The organism is Klebsiella sp. D-Nf1, assembly GCF_002810515.1.
In the GTDB taxonomy this organism is placed as follows: domain Bacteria; phylum Pseudomonadota; class Gammaproteobacteria; order Enterobacterales; family Enterobacteriaceae; genus Klebsiella; species Klebsiella variicola.
The window spans coordinates 371,393-389,015 of sequence record NZ_PIOK01000001.1; the positions used below are offsets into that span (position 1 = coordinate 371,393).

The following is a 17,623-nucleotide window of genomic DNA, read 5'->3' on the forward strand; positions in this document are numbered from 1 at the left end:
TTTTCGCTTTAGCCTAACAGCGGATTGTTATTCTCTCGCCGCAGCATCTGACAGAGCGCGATTAAGGGTAAACCGACCAGGGTATTTGGGTCTCGGCCTTCCAGCCTTTCAAATAGCGTAATTCCTAACCCCTCACTCTTGAAACTCCCGGCGCATTGCAGCGGGTTCTCTTTGCGGACGTAGCCTTCAATCTCTTTATCGCTGAGATGGCGAAAGTGAACGTCAAAGGGCTCGCATTCGGTTTGCAGATGGCCGCTGGCGGAGTTGTATAGCGCCAGACCGGTATAAAAGGTGACGATGGTCCCGCTGGCCTTTCTCAACTGCTGGCGGGCCTTTTCCTCGGTGTGCGGTTTGCCGGTGATCTCACCATCTAATACGCAAACCTGATCGGAGCCTATAATAAGGTGGTACGGGTAGCGGGTGGCCAGGCTTTGCGCTTTGGCTTGTGCCAGCCGGGTGACAAGCTGACGCGCGGATTCTTCCGGCAGCGGCGTTTCGTCAACGTCAGGCGCGGCACATTCAAACGGTAAGCCCAGTTTTTCCAGCAGCATGCGCCGCCAGGGAGAGGTTGACGCGAGGATAAGTTCAGACATATTTTTTCATCCACATATAGCGCTTCGCAGAGCATCATCTTAAACTATGCGCCGCAATGTGTGCGAATAAATGGCAAAAGGCAACCTGAGGCTGCCTTTTTCTTTGACTCTATGACATTACAAAGTTAATATGCGCGCCCTATGCAAAAGGTAAAATTACCCCTGACTCTTGATCCGGTCCGCACGGCTCAAAAACGCCTTGATTACGAAGGCATCTATGCCCGCGATCAGGTTGAACGTGTAGCCGATTCTGTAGTCAGCGTGGACAGCGATGTGGAATGCAGCATGTCGTTCGCTATCGATAACCAGCGTCTCGCCGTCATCACTGGCGATGCAAAGGTGACGGTAACCCTCGAATGCCAGCGTTGCGGGAAACCGTTCCCTCATCACGTCCACACCACGTATTGTTTTAGCCCCGTCAGAAATGACGAACAGGCCGAAGCACTACCGGAAGCGTATGAGCCGATTGAGGTTAACGAATTCGGTGAAATCGACCTGCAGGCAATGGTCGAGGATGAAATTATCCTCTCCCTGCCCGTAGTTCCGGTGCATGATTCTGAACACTGTGAAGTGTCCGACGCGGACATGGTCTTTGGCGAACTGCCTGAAGAGGCACAAAAACCAAATCCATTTGCCGTATTAGCCAGCTTAAAGCGTAAGTAATTGAGGAGTAAGGTCCATGGCCGTACAACAGAATAAACCAACCCGTTCCAAACGTGGCATGCGTCGTTCCCATGACGCGCTGACCGCAGTCACCAGCCTGTCTGTAGACAAAACTTCTGGTGAGAAACACCTGCGTCACCACATCACTGCCGACGGTTTCTACCGCGGTCGCAAGGTTATCGCTAAGTAATCACGCGATACTCGCAGGATTTCCCGTTGCAGGCCATGGCGGGCGTGTGCGTCCCTGGAAACTCGGTTAACCCGGTCACCAGGGGCATCAATGCCCGAATTGTTGCGTCTGCAGCGTGAATATTCGCGAGTGCCAGCGTGATGAAGCTTAGTGAGGACTCCCCGGGCAACTGGGGAATCACCGAACCGGGCAGCGACGATACCTTGACACGTCTAACCCTGGCGTTAGATGTCATGGGGGGCGATTTTGGCCCATCCGTGACGGTGCCTGCAGCACTGCAGGCACTGAACTCTAATTCGCAACTCACACTTCTTTTAGTCGGCGACCCCGACGCCATCACGCCATTACTTGCCAAAGCTGACTTCGAACAACGTTCGCGTCTGCAGGTTATTCCTGCGCAGTCAGTTATTGCCAGTGATGCGCGACCCGCACAGGCTATCCGCAGCAGTCGCGGAAGCTCAATGCGCGTGGCGCTGGAGCTTGTGAAAGAAGGGCGGGCGGAAGCCTGCGTCAGCGCCGGCAATACCGGCGCGCTGATGGGGCTGGCGAAACTGTTGCTGAAACCGATCGAAGGTATTGAGCGGCCGGCGCTGGTGACGGTTCTTCCGCACCAACAGAAGGGCAAAACCGTGGTGCTGGATCTCGGCGCCAACGTCGATTGCGACAGCACGATGCTGGTGCAGTTCGCCGTCATGGGCGCGGTGCTGGCGGAGGAAGTGGTTGGCATTACCAACCCGCGCGTCGCCTTGCTGAATATCGGCGAAGAAGAGATGAAAGGCCTCAGCAGCATTCGCGATGCTGCCGCAGTGCTTAAAACGCTGCCTTCCCTCAACTACATCGGCTATCTTGAAGCCAATGAATTGTTGACCGGAAAAACCGATGTGCTGGTTTGTGATGGATTCACGGGCAACGTCACATTAAAAACCATGGAAGGTGTTGTCAGAATGTTCCTTTCGCTGCTGAAATCTCAGGGAGAGGGCAAAAAACGGTCGTGGTGGCTGCTGTTATTAAAACGTTGGTTACAAAAAAGCCTGGCGAGGCGATTCAGTCACCTCAACCCCGACCAGTATAATGGCGCCTGTCTGTTAGGATTGCGCGGTTCCGTGATCAAGAGTCATGGTGCTGCCAATCAACGCGCCTTTAGCGTCGCGATAGAGCAGGCAGTGCAGGCGGTGCAGCGGCAAATTCCTCAACGGATCGCCGCGCGCCTGGAATCTTTATACCCAGCTGGTTTCGCGCTGCCGGAAAGCGACAGTGACGTGAACTCCCGACAGCAAAGCGGGACGAATGGCCACGATTGACGCCGCGGCAGGTTGAAAGAGGCGGGTATATTACCCAAGAGTGACTGAGCGTACATGTATACGAAGATTATTGGTACCGGCAGCTATCTGCCCGAGCAAGTGCGTACAAACGCCGACCTGGAAAAAATGGTAGAGACCTCTGACGAGTGGATTGTCACCCGCACAGGTATCCGTGAGCGTCGTATTGCCGCAGCGCATGAAACAGTTGCTACGATGGGCTTTGAAGCCGCAAAGCAGGCGCTGGCGATGGCGGGCGTGTCCGCGGAGCAAATTGGTCTGATTATCGTTGCGACCACCTCCGGCACGCATGCGTTTCCGAGTTCGGCATGCCAGATTCAGTCTATGCTGGGCGTCAAGGGCTGTCCGGCGTTTGACGTCGCGGCCGCCTGCGCCGGTTTCACCTATGCGCTGAGCGTCGCCGATCAGTACGTGAAAAACGGCGCGGTGGATTATGCGCTGGTGGTGGGGGCTGATGTGCTGGCGCGCACCTGTGACCCGGCCGATCGCGGAACGATTATTATTTTCGGCGACGGCGCCGGCGCCGTGGTGCTGGGCGCGTCTGAAGAGCCAGGCATTATCTCGACGCACCTGCATGCCGACGGTAGCTATGGTGAACTGCTGACTCTGCCGAACGCCGATCGCGTCGATCCGGAAAACCCGATCTATCTGACGATGGCCGGCAATGAAGTCTTTAAAGTGGCGGTCACCGAACTGGCGCATATCGTTGACGAGACGCTGGCAGCCAACAATCTTGAGCGCTCGGCGCTGGACTGGCTGGTGCCGCACCAGGCAAACCTGCGTATCATCAGCGCGACGGCGAAGAAACTGGGCATGTCGATGGATAACGTCGTTGTGACCCTCGACCGTCATGGCAACACCTCCGCGGCGTCAGTCCCTTGCGCGCTGGATGAAGCCGTTCGCGATGGCCGTATCCAACGCGGTCAGTTGATTCTGCTGGAAGCCTTTGGTGGCGGTTTCACCTGGGGTTCCGCGCTGGTTCGTTTTTAGTATAAGGATTTAAACATGACGCAATTTGCTTTTGTGTTCCCGGGACAAGGTTCCCAGGCCGTAGGCATGCTGGCCGATATGGCAGCCACCTGGCCGGTGATTGAAGAGACCTTCGGTGAAGCGTCCGCAGCGTTGGGTTACGATCTGTGGGCGCTGGCTCAACAGGGCCCGGCAGAAGAACTGAATAAAACCTGGCAGACCCAGCCGGCGCTGCTGACCGCCTCCGTGGCGCTGTACCGCGTCTGGCAGCAGCAGGGCGGCAAAGCGCCGACGCTGCTGGCGGGTCACAGCCTCGGCGAATACTCCGCGCTGGTCTGTGCCGGCGTTATTGATTTCGCGGATGCCGTTCGTCTGGTTGAACTGCGCGGGAAATTCATGCAGGAAGCCGTACCGGCAGGTACTGGCGCGATGTCTGCGATTATCGGTCTCGATGACGCTTCTATCGCCAAAGCGTGTGAAGAGTCCGCCGAAGGGCAGGTGGTTTCGCCGGTGAACTACAATTCGCCGGGCCAGGTGGTTATCGCCGGGCACAAAGAGGCCGTTGAACGTGCGGGCGCTGCATGTAAAGCTGCAGGCGCCAAACGTGCGCTGCCGCTGCCGGTGAGCGTGCCTTCCCACTGCGCGCTGATGAAACCAGCTGCAGAAAAACTGGCGCTGGAGCTGCAGAAAATCACCTTCAACGCGCCGACGATTCCGGTGGTGAATAACGTCGACGTGAAATGCGAAACCACGCCAGACGCCATTCGCGACGCGCTGGTGCGCCAGCTGTACAGCCCGGTTCAGTGGACCAAAACCGTTGAGTTTATGGCTGCTCAGGGCGTAACGCATCTGTATGAGGTTGGCCCGGGTAAAGTCCTCACCGGTCTGACCAAACGTATTGTTGACACCCTGACCGCTTCCGCGCTTAACGAGCCGGCGGCGATGTCTGCGGCGCTTGAGCAATAAAAGAGGAAAACCATGAGTTTTGAAGGAAAAATCGCGCTGGTTACCGGTGCAAGCCGCGGTATTGGCCGTGCAATCGCTGAAACGCTTGTCGCTCGTGGCGCGAAAGTTATCGGTACTGCGACCAGCGAAAGCGGCGCGCAGGCCATCAGCGACTACTTAGGCGCCAACGGTAAAGGTCTGATGTTGAATGTGACCGACCCGGCATCTATTGAATCTGTTCTGGAAAATGTGCGCGCAGAGTTTGGCGAAGTGGATATCCTGGTGAATAATGCCGGGATCACTCGCGACAACCTGTTAATGCGCATGAAAGATGATGAGTGGAACGATATTATCGAAACCAACCTGTCATCGGTTTTCCGTCTGTCAAAAGCGGTAATGCGCGCTATGATGAAAAAGCGTCATGGACGTATTATCACTATCGGTTCTGTGGTTGGTACCATGGGAAATGCGGGTCAGGCCAACTACGCTGCGGCGAAAGCGGGTCTGATTGGCTTCAGTAAATCACTGGCGCGTGAAGTTGCGTCACGCGGTATTACTGTAAACGTTGTTGCTCCGGGCTTTATTGAAACGGACATGACGCGTGCGCTGACCGATGAGCAGCGTGCGGGTACGCTGGCGGCAGTTCCTGCGGGGCGCCTTGGCACCCCAAATGAAATCGCCAGCGCGGTTGCATTTTTAGCCTCTGACGAAGCAAGTTACATCACTGGTGAAACGCTGCACGTTAACGGCGGAATGTACATGGTCTGACCGAGATTTGTGCAAAACGTTCAGGAACCGCGCACTTCGCACGGTTCCCTGTGCGGTTTTGTGCGAAAAGATTTGCGTTCTTAGGGCAAACGGCCTCAAAATAGCGCAAAATCGTGGTAAGACCTGCCGGGATTTAGTTGCAAATTTTTCAACATTTTATACACTACGAAAACCATCGCGAAAGCGAGTTTTGATAGGAAATTTAAGAGTATGAGCACTATCGAAGAACGCGTTAAGAAAATTATCGGCGAGCAGCTGGGCGTTAAGCAGGAAGAAGTTACCAACAATGCTTCCTTCGTTGAAGACCTGGGCGCTGATTCTCTTGACACCGTTGAGCTGGTAATGGCTCTGGAAGAAGAGTTTGATACTGAGATTCCGGACGAAGAAGCTGAGAAAATCACCACCGTTCAGGCTGCCATTGATTACATCAACGGCCACCAGGCGTAAGTGAACATCTCCAGGCGGTCATTCGACCGCCTGAGTTTTATCTTTTTTTTGTCCCACAAGAATCTATTTTCCCTCCCTGGAGGACAAACGTGTCTAAGCGTCGTGTAGTTGTGACCGGACTGGGCATGTTGTCTCCTGTCGGCAATACCGTAGAGTCTACCTGGAAAGCTCTCCTTGCCGGTCAGAGTGGCATCAGCCTGATCGACCATTTCGATACTAGCGCCTATGCAACGAAATTTGCTGGCTTAGTAAAGGATTTTAACTGTGAGGACATCATCTCGCGCAAAGAACAGCGCAAGATGGATGCCTTCATTCAATATGGAATTGTCGCTGGCGTTCAGGCCATGCAGGATTCTGGCCTTGAAGTGACGGAAGAGAATGCAACCCGTATTGGCGCCGCTATCGGCTCCGGTATTGGCGGTCTCGGCTTGATCGAAGAAAACCACAGTTCGCTGGTTAACGGCGGACCGCGTAAGATCAGCCCATTCTTCGTTCCTTCCACAATTGTTAACATGGTGGCCGGGCATCTGACCATCATGTTTGGTCTGCGTGGACCAAGTATCTCTATCGCGACCGCGTGTACTTCAGGCGTGCACAACATTGGCCAGGCCGCGCGCATTATCGCCTATGGCGATGCCGATGCGATGGTGGCAGGCGGTGCGGAAAAAGCCAGTACCCCGCTTGGCGTGGGTGGCTTCGGCGCGGCGCGTGCGCTCTCCACGCGCAATGACAACCCGCAGGCGGCGAGCCGTCCGTGGGATAAAGATCGCGACGGCTTTGTGCTGGGCGACGGCGCGGGCATGGTGGTGCTGGAAGAGTACGAGCATGCAAAAAAACGCGGCGCGAAAATCTATGCCGAGATCGTTGGCTTTGGGATGAGCAGCGATGCTTATCATATGACGTCACCGCCGGAAGATGGCGCGGGTGCCGCGCTGGCGATGGTGAATGCCATTCGCGATGCGGGCATCGAACCTGGTCAGATTGGCTACGTCAACGCCCACGGCACCTCGACGCCGGCTGGCGATAAAGCGGAAGCGCAGGCGGTTAAGTCTGTCTTCGGCGATGCGGCGAGCCGCGTCATGGTGAGCTCCACCAAATCCATGACCGGGCATCTTCTGGGCGCGGCAGGGGCGGTAGAGTCGATCTACTCTATCCTGGCGCTGCGCGATCAAGCGGTTCCGCCGACGATCAACCTCGATAACCCGGATGACGGCTGCGACCTCGACTTCGTTCCGCACGAAGCGCGTCAGGTTTCCGGTTTGGAGTACACCCTGTGCAACTCCTTCGGCTTTGGCGGCACTAACGGTTCGTTGATCTTCAAAAAAGTGTGACAGGGCTTGCCCCGGTACTGCTTTAACAAAAGGCCCGTTTGTCGGGCCTTTTTTTATTCAGTTTTCTCCGCTTGTCCTCTGCTCTGGGTCCTGAGACACTGACTGACCAGTGAAAAGGAGTCCTTTATGTTCTTGATAAATGGCGTTGCACAGGACACGCTGGCAGCGAACGATCGCGCCACCCAGTTTGGCGACGGCTGTTTTACTACCGCCCGCATTCAGCAGGGGCAGGTTGCGCTGCTGACGGCTCATCTGGCGCGTTTGCAGACAACCTGTGAAAAATTACAAATACCATTTCACGACTGGCTGACGCTGAGCGAAGAGATGCAGCGTCTGGCGCGGCCGCACGCGCAGGGCGTGTTGAAGGTGATCCTCACCCGCGGCGTTGGGGGTAGGGGATACAGTACGGCGGGCTGCGTGTCGCCCACCCGCATTCTCAGTGTCTCTCCATTCCCGGCGCATTATGCGCGCTGGCGGGAGGAGGGCATTACTCTGACCCAGAGCCCGGTGCCCCTGGGTCGTAACCCCTGGCTTGCCGGCCTGAAGCATCTTAATCGCCTTGAGCAGGTGCTGATCCGCTCTCATCTTGAGCAGACGGACGCCGATGAGGCGCTGGTCCTTGACAGTGATGGGTGGCTTACGGAATGCTGTGCCGCGAATTTATTCTGGCGTCAGGGACGGGATGTATTTACTCCGCGACTCGATTACGCCGGGGTCAACGGCATTATGCGGCAGCGCTGTATCGCGCAGCTGGCACCATCGACATTTCGCGTTGTCGAAGTGACAGCGCGTCCTGAGGCATTGCGGGAAGCCGATGAAGTGCTGATCTGCAATGCGCTGATGCCGCTGGTGCCGGTTCGTCGCTGGGAGGAGACCGTCTGGTCCTCGCGCGAGCTTTACCATTTTTTAGCCCCTTTGTGTGAGCTGTCTGGTTAGTATGAAGAAAATGTTACGTTTTATTCTGCTGTTGGTGGTGGTGCTGGGTATCGCTGCAGCGGCAGGCATGTGGAAGGTACGCCAGCTGGCGGACAGCAAGCTGCTGATTAAAGAAGAGACCATCTTCACCCTGGAGACCGGCACCGGCCGTCTGGCGTTGGGTCAGGATCTTTATCGCGAAAAGGTAATCAATCGCCCCCGCGTTTTCCAGTGGCTGCTGCGGGTGGAACCTGAGTTGTCTCACTTCAAAGCCGGGACCTATCGCTTCACGCCGCAGATGACGGTACGCGAGATGCTGCAGCTGCTGGCCAGCGGTAAAGAGGCGCAGTTTCCGCTGCGCTTTGTCGAAGGCATGCGCGTCAGCGACTACCTTCGCCAGCTGCGTGATGCCCCGTACGTGAAGCACACTCTCGATGATGATAGCTACGCGACGGTGGCTAAGGCGTTAGGTCTTGAGCATGCCGACTGGGTGGAAGGCTGGTTCTGGCCGGATACCTGGATGTACACCGCCAATACCAGCGATATCGCCATCCTCAAGCGTGCGCATCAGAAAATGGTCGCGGAAGTGGCGAAGATCTGGGAAGGACGGATGGAGAATCTGCCCTATGCCGATCAGAACCAGCTGTTGACCATGGCCTCGATTATTGAGAAAGAGACCGCGGTGGCGGAAGAGCGCGACCGCGTCGCGTCGGTATTTATCAACCGTCTGCGCATCGGTATGCGCTTACAGACCGATCCGACCGTGATCTACGGGATGGGCGAGGGGTATACTGGTAAATTAACGCGTAAGGATCTCGAGACGCCGACCGCATACAATACCTATACCATCAGCGGCCTGCCGCCTGGTCCTATCGCGGTGCCGGGCGAGGCATCGCTGAAAGCGGCCGCCCATCCGGCGAAAACGTCATATCTCTATTTTGTCGCCGACGGAAAAGGGGGCCATACGTTTACCACAAACCTGGTCAGTCATAACCGTGCGGTGCAGGACTATTTGAAAGTACTTAAGGAAAAAAATGCGCAGTAACTATATCGTCATCGAGGGGCTGGAGGGCGCCGGGAAGACCACCGCACGTCAACTGGTGGTGGAGACGCTGCAGTCGGCAGGTATTCACGATATGGTGTTTACCCGCGAGCCGGGGGGCACTGTCCTTGCCGAAAAACTGCGTAGCCTGGTGCTGGATATCCAGTCCACGGGTGATGAAGTCATTAATGATAAAGCGGAAGTGCTGATGTTTTACGCGGCACGCGTCCAGCTGGTGGAGACCGTGATTAAGCCTGCGCTGGCCCGCGGCCAGTGGGTGATCGGCGATCGTCACGATCTGTCGACTCAGGCTTATCAGGGCGGCGGCCGGGGAATCGACCGTACGATGCTGGCGACGCTGCGCGATGCGGTACTCGGCGATTTCCGCCCCAATCTGACGCTGTACCTCGACGTCACGCCGGAGGTGGGGCTGCAGCGCGCCCGGGCCCGCGGCGAGCTTGATCGCATTGAGCAGGAGTCCATGAACTTCTTCAATCGCACCCGTGCGCGCTACCTTGAGCTGGCCGCTGCAGACCCGTCGATCCGCACGGTTGACGCGACCCAGCCGCTCGACGCCGTCGCTCGCGACATTCGCGCCACGATTGCCCAGTGGATGGCGGAGCAACCGGCATGAAATGGTATCCGTGGTTGCGCCCGTCGTTCGAGCAACTGGTCGGTAGCTATCAGGCCGGACGAGGCCACCACGCCTTACTGTTACAGTCTCTGAGCGGAATGGGCGGTGAGGCGTTGATTTACGCGCTGTGCCGCTTCCTGATGTGCCGCCAGCCCGAAGGGCATAAAAGCTGCGGCCATTGCCACAGCTGCCAGCTAATGCAGGCCGGCACGCATCCTGATTACTATCCGCTGGCCCCTGAAAAGGGCAAGAGTGCGCTGGGCATTGATGCGGTGCGCGATGTCAACGAAAAGCTCTATGAGCGCGCGCGCCTGGGCGGGGCGAAAGTGGTGTGGATTAGCGATGCCGCTTTACTGACAGATGCCGCCGCCAACGCGTTGCTGAAGACGCTGGAAGAGCCGCCGGAGAATACCTGGTTCTTCCTCGCGTGCCAGGAGCCGGCGCGTCTGCTGACGACCCTGCGCAGCCGCTGTCGTCTGCACCACCTGTCGCCGCCGACGGAATCTTATGCTCTGGCCTGGCTGGAGCGTGAGGTGAGCCTGCCGCAGGAGGCGCTACTGACGGCGTTGCGTCTGTGCGCCAGCGCGCCAGCCGCGGCGCTCGAACTGTTACAGGAGCCGCAGTGGACGGCGCGTCAGCAGCTGTGTCAGGCGCTGGCAAGCACCCTGGCGAGCGGCGACTGGCTGGCATTGCTGCCGATACTCAATCATGAACAGGCGGCGGTTCGCCTGCACTGGCTGGCATCGCTGCTGGTCGATGCGCAAAAACGACAGCAGGGGATTGCCCTGGTAAGTAACCCGGACGTCTGGCCGCTGCTGGAGCAGCTGGCGCACAGCCTGCCCGCCGCCCGCCTGCAGGCGATCGCCCATGACGTCTGTACCTGCCGCGAGCAATTGCTGAACGTCGTCGGCGTCAACCGCGAACTGCTGCTCACCGAGCGCTTGCTGCGCTGGGAACATTACCTGCAACCCGGGACGGTTTTACCCGTATCCCACCTCTGAGTGAGACATTATGTTTTTAGTCGACTCCCACTGCCATCTTGATGGTCTGGATTATCAAACCCTGCACAAAAACGTCGACGACGTTCTGGCAAAAGCGGCCGCGCGTGATGTGAAATTCTGCCTGGCGGTCGCCACGACGTTGCCCGGCTACCGCAGTATGCGCGAGCTGGTGGGGACGCGTGATAACGTCGTCTTCTCCTGCGGCGTGCACCCGTTAAACCAGGACGAACCCTACGATGTGGAGACGCTGCGCACGCTGGCGGCGGAAGAGGGCGTTGTGGCGATGGGGGAGACCGGTCTGGATTATTTTTATACCCCGGAAACCAAAGCCCAGCAGCAAACCTCATTTCGCGACCACATTCGCATTGGCCGCGAGCTGAATAAGCCGGTGATCGTCCACACTCGCGACGCGCGCGCCGATACCCTGGCCATTTTACGCGAAGAAAACGTGACGGATTGCGGTGGCGTACTACACTGTTTCACTGAGGACAGGGAGACAGCGGGTAAATTGCTCGACATGGGGTTCTATATCTCGTTTTCCGGCATCGTCACTTTTCGTAACGCCGAGCAGCTACGCGATGCAGCGCGCTATGTTCCGCTGGATCGTCTGCTGGTGGAGACCGATTCGCCGTATCTGGCGCCAGTCCCCCATCGCGGCAAAGAGAACCAGCCGGCGCTGGTCCGTGACGTTGCGGAATACATGGCGGTGCTGAAAGGGGTGTCGCTGGAGCAACTGGCCCAGCAGACCACTGACAATTTTGCCACCCTGTTCCACATTGACCCCGCCCGCTTGCAACCTGCTTGATCTGCCTATTATTTTAAGGCTCGTAATTAATAACCAAAGCGAGTAAAGTTCACCGCCACAAAAGTGGCGGTGAAGGTTTTTTGGCAACATCCAGATACAACTTATGTAAGCTGATGTAAATTTTTACCGGAAGGCTGATTGAAACGTGATAGCCGTCAAACAATCATCCCGTTAATTATTTTACTCTGTGTAATAAATAAAGGGCGCTTAGATGTCCTGTCCACGGCACGGTTCTCCCCCCGGGCCAATGCGTGAAAACGTAAAAAAGTACCAAATACTCAGGAGCACTCTCAATTATGTTTAAGAATGCATTTGCTAACCTGCAGAAGGTCGGTAAATCGCTGATGCTGCCGGTATCCGTACTGCCTATCGCAGGTATCCTGCTGGGCGTCGGTTCCGCAAACTTCAGCTGGCTGCCAGCCGTGGTCTCCCACGTTATGGCAGAAGCAGGCGGTTCAGTTTTCGCCAACATGCCGCTGATCTTCGCTATCGGTGTGGCCCTCGGCTTCACTAATAACGACGGTGTATCCGCACTGGCTGCAGTCGTGGCTTACGGCATCATGGTGAAAACCATGGCGGTTGTTGCGCCGCTGGTGCTGCATTTACCTGCTGAAGAGATTGCGGCAAAACACCTGGCTGATACCGGCGTGCTTGGCGGTATTATCTCCGGTGCTATCGCCGCGTACATGTTCAACCGCTTCTATCGCATCAAGCTGCCAGAATACCTGGGCTTCTTTGCGGGCAAGCGCTTTGTACCGATTATCTCTGGTCTGGCCGCTATCTTCACCGGCGTGATCCTCTCCTTCATTTGGCCGCCGATCGGTTCCGCGATCCAGACCTTCTCCCAGTGGGCTGCTTATCAGAACCCAGTGGTAGCGTTTGGCATCTACGGTTTCATCGAGCGTTGCCTGGTGCCGTTTGGTCTGCACCACATCTGGAACGTACCTTTCCAGATGCAGATCGGCGAATACACCAACGCGGCTGGTCAGGTGTTCCACGGCGATATCCCGCGCTACATGGCAGGCGACCCGACCGCGGGCAAACTGTCTGGCGGCTTCCTGTTCAAAATGTACGGTCTGCCGGCAGCGGCTATCGCGATTTGGCACTCTGCTAAACCGGAAAACCGCGCCAAAGTGGGCGGTATCATGATCTCCGCCGCGCTGACCTCGTTCCTGACCGGTATCACCGAGCCGATCGAGTTCTCCTTCATGTTCGTGGCGCCGATCCTGTACGTTATCCATGCCATTCTGGCGGGTCTGGCGTTCCCGATCTGTATCCTGCTGGGTATGCGTGACGGTACCTCGTTCTCCCACGGCCTGATCGACTTTATCGTCCTGTCCGGTAACAGCAGCAAGCTGTGGCTGTTCCCGATTGTCGGTATCTGCTATGCGATCGTGTACTACGTCATTTTCCGCGTGCTGATTAAAGCCCTGGATCTGAAAACACCGGGTCGTGAAGATACCACCGAAGAGAGCAAAGCTGGCGCAACCAGCGAGATGGCTCCGGCTCTGATCGCCGCTTTCGGCGGTAAAGAGAACATCACCAACCTCGACGCATGTATTACTCGTCTGCGTGTTAGCGTGGCGGATGTAGCGAAAGTTGACCAGGCTGGCCTGAAAAAACTGGGCGCCGCTGGCGTGGTAGTGGCAGGTTCTGGCGTACAGGCCATCTTCGGTACCAAGTCCGATAACCTGAAAACTGAAATGGATGAGTACATCCGTAACAGTTAAGACGTAGTATCGGGGAGACTAAGGCAGCCTATTGGCTGCCTTTTTTACGTTACGAGGTGAGGTTTTCTGAGGCGATAACCCTGGAGATTGTCCGGCAAATGCTTAATCCCTCAGCAGCTAAGTCTATAGTTGAATAAGAAAAACTGCTTTCAGGTTGAAAGAGAGGGAGGATGTCGCTCATACTCTTATCTGAACCTGTGCGTCCGCGTTTATCTGCAGAAGCAGGCCAGCGTATGGGATAAAACTAATAAGGAATCAGTCATGGCAGAAGAAACGATTTTCAGCAAAATCATTCGCCGGGAGATCCCGTCGGATATTGTCTATCAGGATGAGCTTGTGACCGCTTTTCGCGACATCTCCCCGCAGGCGCCCACCCACATTCTGATTGTCCCGAATGTTCTGATTCCTACCGTGAATGACGTCACCACCGAACATGAGCTGGCGCTGGGCCGGATGATGACCGTCGCGGCGAAGATCGCCCGCGATGAAGGTCTTGCCGACGATGGCTACCGTTTGATCGTTAATTGCAACCGCCATGGCGGCCAGGAAGTTTACCATATCCACATGCATCTGCTGGGCGGTCGTCCGCTGGGCCCGATGCTGGCGCATAAAGGCTAAGGCCATGCTCAGGACCCTTTTGGGCGCCTGCCTGGCGGCGGGACTGCTGGCCGGGTGTAGTTCACATCCGGAGATCCCGGTTTCTGACCAGCAGGCGCTGGTGATGGAATCGAGCGTGCTGGCGGCCGGGATCAGCGCCAGCGAGCCTGCCGTGGTGGCGACGGAGATCCAGGCCACTGCCTCCTCAACGCTGTATAACGAGCGCCAGCAGCCGGTCACCGTGCATTATCGTTTTTTCTGGTATGACGCCCGAGGTCTGGAGATGCACCCGCTGGACGCGCCGCGCACCATCGTGGTCCCGGCACGCTCTTCGGTGACATTGTATGGTAGCGCCAATATCCTGGGGGCGCATAAGGCCCGCCTTTATCTTTATCTGTAAGGGGTAATTATAATGATGAAAATGTGTCGCTATGCGTTAATCACAGCACTGGCGATATTCCTCGCAGGTTGTGCGGGGTTACGTGAGAAGCCTGCGCCGGTCGAAGAGGCCAAACCGCAGCCGCAGCAGCCTGCGCAGCCGCAGCCAACGGTGCCGACTGTGCCGGCGGTTCCTGCCGTACCGTCGCAGCCGGGGCCCATTGAGCATCAGGATCAGCAGTCGGGCCAGCCGGCGCCGCGCGTGCGTCATTATGACTGGAACGGCGCGGTCCAGCCGCTGGTGGGGCAGATGCTGCAGGCCAGCGGCGTCAATGCGGGCAGCATTCTGCTGGTTGACAGCGTGAACAACCGCACCAACGGTACGCTGAATGCGGGAGAAGCCACTACCGCGCTGCGTAATGCGCTGGCCGGCAACGGCAAGTTTACGCTGGTCTCGGCGCAGCAGCTGGGGGTCGCCAAACAGCAGCTGGGCCTGTCGCCGCAGGACAGCCTCGGCAGCCGCAGCAAAGCCATGGGTATCGCCCGCAACGTGGGCGCGCAGTATGTGCTTTACTCCAATGCCACCGGCAACGTCAACGCGCCTGAACTGAAGATGCAGTTGATGCTGGTGCAAACCGGCGAGATTATCTGGTCAGGTAAAGGTGCTGTTCAGCAACAATAAGCTGACGCGCGATGAGCTCTTGTCGCGCTTCTTCCCCCGTTATCATCCTGTCGCCTCGCTGAGCCAGAATGGCCTCAGCGGCGGCAGTGTGATTATCAGCGACGGCGACCGGCGGCACGTGCTGCGTCAGCCGCACGACCCGTCAGCCGCTTCCTGTTATTTCCGCCGTCAGTATCGCGCGCTCCGCCAACTGCCTGCGAGGCTGGCGCCTGCCCCGCTGTTTTACTCACCCTGCTGGATGGTGGTGGAATATTGCGCGGGGGAGGTGAAAAGCGAGTTACCGGCCTGCCCGATGCTGTCAGACTTATTGTATGACGTGCATCAGCAACCGCGATTCGGCTGGCGTGTTACCCTCGCACCGCTGCTGGCCCAGTACTGGCAGACGTGCGATCCGGCACGACGCACGCCGCGCTGGCTGCGCTGGCATCAGCGGCTGCGCCGCCAGGGCGAGCCCCGTCCGCTCCGGCTGGCGCCGCTGCATATGGACGTCCATGCCGGCAATATTATCCACAGCGAATCCGGCCTGAGGCTGATCGACTGGGAATATGCCGGCGATGGCGATATCGCGCTGGAGCTGGCCGCGGTGTGGATTTCCCCTCACCAGCGCCGCCAGCTGGTGGCGGCCTATGCCCGGCGGGCGGCTATCGACGCGCAGCAGCTTTGGCGGCAGGTTGCACGCTGGCGCCCGTGGGTCTTGCTGCTGATGGCGGGGTGGTATGAAATGCGCTGGCGGCAGAGTGGCGATCGGCAATTTATCACGCTGGCAGATGAAATATGGTGTCAGTTAGACAACGAACGTAAAGGATAAGAGAGGTCAGTGTGGGCCCAGTCATGTTGGATGTCGAAGGGTATGAACTGGATGCGGAAGAGCGAGAGATTCTGGCGCATCCGCTGGTGGGAGGATTGATCCTCTTTACCCGTAATTATCATGATCCGGCGCAGCTACGGGAGCTGGTGCGCCAGATCCGCGACGCCTCCCGGAACCATCTGGTGGTGGCGGTGGATCAGGAAGGGGGGCGTGTTCAGCGTTTCCGTGAAGGCTTTACCCGTTTACCGGCAGCCCAGTCTTTTGCCGCCCTGCTGGGAATGGAAGAGGGGGGCAAACTGGCCGCTGAGGCCGGCTGGCTGATGGCCAGCGAAATGATCGCCATGGATATTGATATCAGCTTTGCGCCGGTGCTGGACGTGGGCCATATCAGTGCCGCGATCGGCGAACGTTCCTATCATGCAGATCCGCAAAAAGCGCTGGCGATAGCGCGTCACTTCATTGACGGCATGCACGCGGCGGGCATGAAAACCACCGGCAAACATTTCCCGGGACACGGGGCGGTGACCGCCGATTCACATAAAGAGACTCCGTTCGATCCGCGGCCGGCGTCGGTTATTCGCGACCACGATATGGCGGTGTTCAAAAGCCTCATCGCCGAACAGCGTCTGGATGCCATTATGCCTGCGCATGTGATTTACCCGGAGCTCGACCCGCGTCCGGCCAGCGGCTCAGCGTACTGGTTAAAAACGGTGCTGCGCGGCGAGCTGGGCTTCGACGGAGTGATTTTCTCAGACGATCTGTCGATGGAAGGGGCGGCGATTATGGGCAGCTATGCCGAACGCGGTCAGGCGTCGCTCGACGCCGGTTGCGATATGATACTGGTCTGCAATAATCGTAAAGGCGCGGTCAGTGTGCTGGATAACCTGTCGCCGATCAAAGCAGAGCGTGTTACGAAATTGTATCATAAAGGTTCCTTTTCCCGTCAGGAGTTAAGGGATTCAGCCCGTTGGAAAACGGTGAGTGCCCAGCTGGAGCAGCTTCATGCGCGCTGGCAAGAGGCGAAGTCCGCGTAACGCTCTGTGGGGCGTTGTTGTCAGGTGAGGATGCGATGATTATCTATTTACACGGTTTTGACTCGAACAGCCCCGGTAACCATGAGAAGGTGATGCAGCTGCAGTTTATCGACCCGGACGTGCGGTTGATTAGCTACAGTACGCGTCACCCCAAGCACGACATGCAGCATTTGCTGAAAGAGGTCGATAAAATGCTGCAGCTTACCGCCGATGACCGGCCGCTGATCTGCGGCGTCGGCCTAGGCGGATACTGGGCGGAGCGGATTGGTTTTCTGTGCGATATCCGCCAGGCGGTGTTCAATCCAAACCTGTTTCCGCATGAGAACATGGAAGGCAAAATCGACCGCCCGGAAGAGTATGCTGACATCGCCACCAAGTGTGTAACCAACTTCCGTGAGAAGAATCGCGATCGCTGTCTGGTGGTGCTTTCCCGGCAGGATGAAGCGCTGGACAGCCAGCGTTCCGCCGATCTTCTGCACCACTATTATGAAATTATCTGGGATGAAGAGCAGACCCATAAATTTAAAAACATCTCGCCGCACCTGCAGCGGCTGAAAGCGTTTAAAACCCTCGGTTAAGCCTTTTCCCCTGTCGCCAAACCCGCGCCGTGTTCACCGCGCGGGTTTTTTTATGCCTACACTTATTGGTTTCGCTGAAAAAATACGCGACAAAACTTGATGCATATCAATTTTGGTATGACCAATGCACCGTTCATGGTATTCTCGACGGTGCTGAATGGTTTCATTGACGTAACTTGTTGTTAAATAAAGGC

General features: G+C 57.1%; 21 protein-coding genes. 20 read left to right on the forward strand and 1 reads right to left on the reverse strand.

Translation table 11 applies throughout. The features are described 5' to 3' along the window. Window positions 1–8: 8 nt before the first annotated feature. Entirely contained in the window at window positions 9–593 is a 585-nt protein-coding gene (locus tag CWM54_RS01735; protein ID WP_100695737.1) for a Maf family protein, read from the reverse strand. A 141-nt stretch (window positions 594–734) separates the two neighbouring features. Here CWM54_RS01735 and yceD point away from each other — a divergent pair, with 141 nt between their 5' ends. The 20 genes from yceD (at window position 735) to ycfP (ending at window position 17,429) form a co-directional block, all read left to right on the forward strand. Beyond that, window positions 735–1,256 (forward strand): 23S rRNA accumulation protein YceD, encoded by a 522-nt coding sequence (gene yceD / locus CWM54_RS01740; RefSeq protein WP_008805983.1) that lies wholly within the window; start codon window positions 735–737, stop codon window positions 1,254–1,256. Between the two features lie 16 nt (window positions 1,257–1,272). Further along, entirely contained in the window at window positions 1,273–1,446 is a 174-nt protein-coding gene (gene rpmF, locus CWM54_RS01745) for a 50S ribosomal protein L32 (RefSeq protein WP_000290724.1), read from the forward strand. Window positions 1,447–1,649: 203 nt separating this feature from the next. After that, window positions 1,650–2,747, forward strand: coding sequence for a phosphate acyltransferase PlsX (gene plsX / locus CWM54_RS01750; protein ID WP_206052723.1), 1,098 nt, complete (start codon window positions 1,650–1,652; stop codon window positions 2,745–2,747). A gap of 54 nt (window positions 2,748–2,801) precedes the next feature. After that, window positions 2,802–3,755, forward strand: coding sequence for a beta-ketoacyl-ACP synthase III (locus tag CWM54_RS01755; RefSeq protein WP_002899288.1), 954 nt, complete (start codon window positions 2,802–2,804; stop codon window positions 3,753–3,755). 15 nt (window positions 3,756–3,770) lie between these two features. After that, complete coding sequence (gene fabD / locus CWM54_RS01760) at window positions 3,771–4,700, forward strand: ACP S-malonyltransferase (RefSeq protein ID WP_061155079.1); 930 nt, start codon at window positions 3,771–3,773, stop codon at window positions 4,698–4,700. A 12-nt stretch (window positions 4,701–4,712) separates the two neighbouring features. After that, entirely contained in the window at window positions 4,713–5,447 is a 735-nt protein-coding gene (fabG, locus tag CWM54_RS01765; RefSeq protein ID WP_002899294.1) for a 3-oxoacyl-ACP reductase FabG, read from the forward strand. A gap of 210 nt (window positions 5,448–5,657) precedes the next feature. Next, entirely contained in the window at window positions 5,658–5,894 is a 237-nt protein-coding gene (gene acpP, locus CWM54_RS01770) for an acyl carrier protein (protein ID WP_000103754.1), read from the forward strand. A gap of 89 nt (window positions 5,895–5,983) precedes the next feature. Then, window positions 5,984–7,225: a beta-ketoacyl-ACP synthase II gene (gene fabF, locus CWM54_RS01775; RefSeq protein WP_061155078.1), complete on the forward strand. Its 1,242-nt coding sequence runs from the start codon at window positions 5,984–5,986 to the stop codon at window positions 7,223–7,225. Between the two features lie 126 nt (window positions 7,226–7,351). Further along, window positions 7,352–8,161 (forward strand): aminodeoxychorismate lyase, encoded by an 810-nt coding sequence (pabC, locus tag CWM54_RS01780; protein WP_100695739.1) that lies wholly within the window; start codon window positions 7,352–7,354, stop codon window positions 8,159–8,161. A gap of 1 nt (window position 8,162) precedes the next feature. Next, on the forward strand, window positions 8,163–9,185 hold the full coding sequence (gene yceG / locus CWM54_RS01785; protein WP_061155076.1) for a cell division protein YceG: 1,023 nt from the start codon (window positions 8,163–8,165) through the stop codon (window positions 9,183–9,185). After that, entirely contained in the window at window positions 9,175–9,816 is a 642-nt protein-coding gene (gene tmk, locus CWM54_RS01790) for a dTMP kinase (RefSeq protein ID WP_008805990.1), read from the forward strand. Before yceG ends, tmk begins: the two co-directional genes overlap by 11 nt. Continuing rightward, the gene (gene holB / locus CWM54_RS01795) at window positions 9,813–10,817 is read left to right on the forward strand and encodes a DNA polymerase III subunit delta' (RefSeq protein WP_061155075.1); all 1,005 of its coding nucleotides are present in this window, start codon (window positions 9,813–9,815) and stop codon (window positions 10,815–10,817) included. Before tmk ends, holB begins: the two co-directional genes overlap by 4 nt. A gap of 10 nt (window positions 10,818–10,827) precedes the next feature. Beyond that, window positions 10,828–11,622, forward strand: a complete 795-nt coding sequence (locus tag CWM54_RS01800) for a metal-dependent hydrolase (RefSeq protein ID WP_100682163.1) — start codon at window positions 10,828–10,830, stop codon at window positions 11,620–11,622. Window positions 11,623–11,918: 296 nt separating this feature from the next. Then, window positions 11,919–13,352 carry a PTS glucose transporter subunit IIBC gene (ptsG, locus tag CWM54_RS01805; RefSeq protein ID WP_008805993.1) on the forward strand — a complete coding sequence of 478 codons (1,434 nt, stop codon included), beginning with the start codon at window positions 11,919–11,921 and terminating at the stop codon, window positions 13,350–13,352. Window positions 13,353–13,613: 261 nt separating this feature from the next. Further along, window positions 13,614–13,970, forward strand: coding sequence for a purine nucleoside phosphoramidase (gene hinT, locus CWM54_RS01815; RefSeq protein WP_004204571.1), 357 nt, complete (start codon window positions 13,614–13,616; stop codon window positions 13,968–13,970). Window positions 13,971–13,974: 4 nt separating this feature from the next. Beyond that, window positions 13,975–14,349 carry a YcfL family protein gene (locus CWM54_RS01820; protein ID WP_002900683.1) on the forward strand — a complete coding sequence of 125 codons (375 nt, stop codon included), beginning with the start codon at window positions 13,975–13,977 and terminating at the stop codon, window positions 14,347–14,349. A 21-nt stretch (window positions 14,350–14,370) separates the two neighbouring features. Beyond that, complete coding sequence (gene lpoB / locus CWM54_RS01825; protein ID WP_162678317.1) at window positions 14,371–15,009, forward strand: penicillin-binding protein activator LpoB; 639 nt, start codon at window positions 14,371–14,373, stop codon at window positions 15,007–15,009. Then, window positions 14,990–15,817: a thiamine kinase gene (gene thiK, locus CWM54_RS01830; RefSeq protein ID WP_100682164.1), complete on the forward strand. Its 828-nt coding sequence runs from the start codon at window positions 14,990–14,992 to the stop codon at window positions 15,815–15,817. Before lpoB ends, thiK begins: the two co-directional genes overlap by 20 nt. 23 nt (window positions 15,818–15,840) lie before the next feature. Next, the gene (nagZ, locus tag CWM54_RS01835) at window positions 15,841–16,851 is read left to right on the forward strand and encodes a beta-N-acetylhexosaminidase (RefSeq protein WP_165785858.1); all 1,011 of its coding nucleotides are present in this window, start codon (window positions 15,841–15,843) and stop codon (window positions 16,849–16,851) included. 35 nt (window positions 16,852–16,886) lie between these two features. Beyond that, on the forward strand, window positions 16,887–17,429 hold the full coding sequence (ycfP, locus tag CWM54_RS01840; RefSeq protein ID WP_002900775.1) for an alpha/beta hydrolase YcfP: 543 nt from the start codon (window positions 16,887–16,889) through the stop codon (window positions 17,427–17,429). Window positions 17,430–17,623 lie beyond the last annotated feature (194 nt).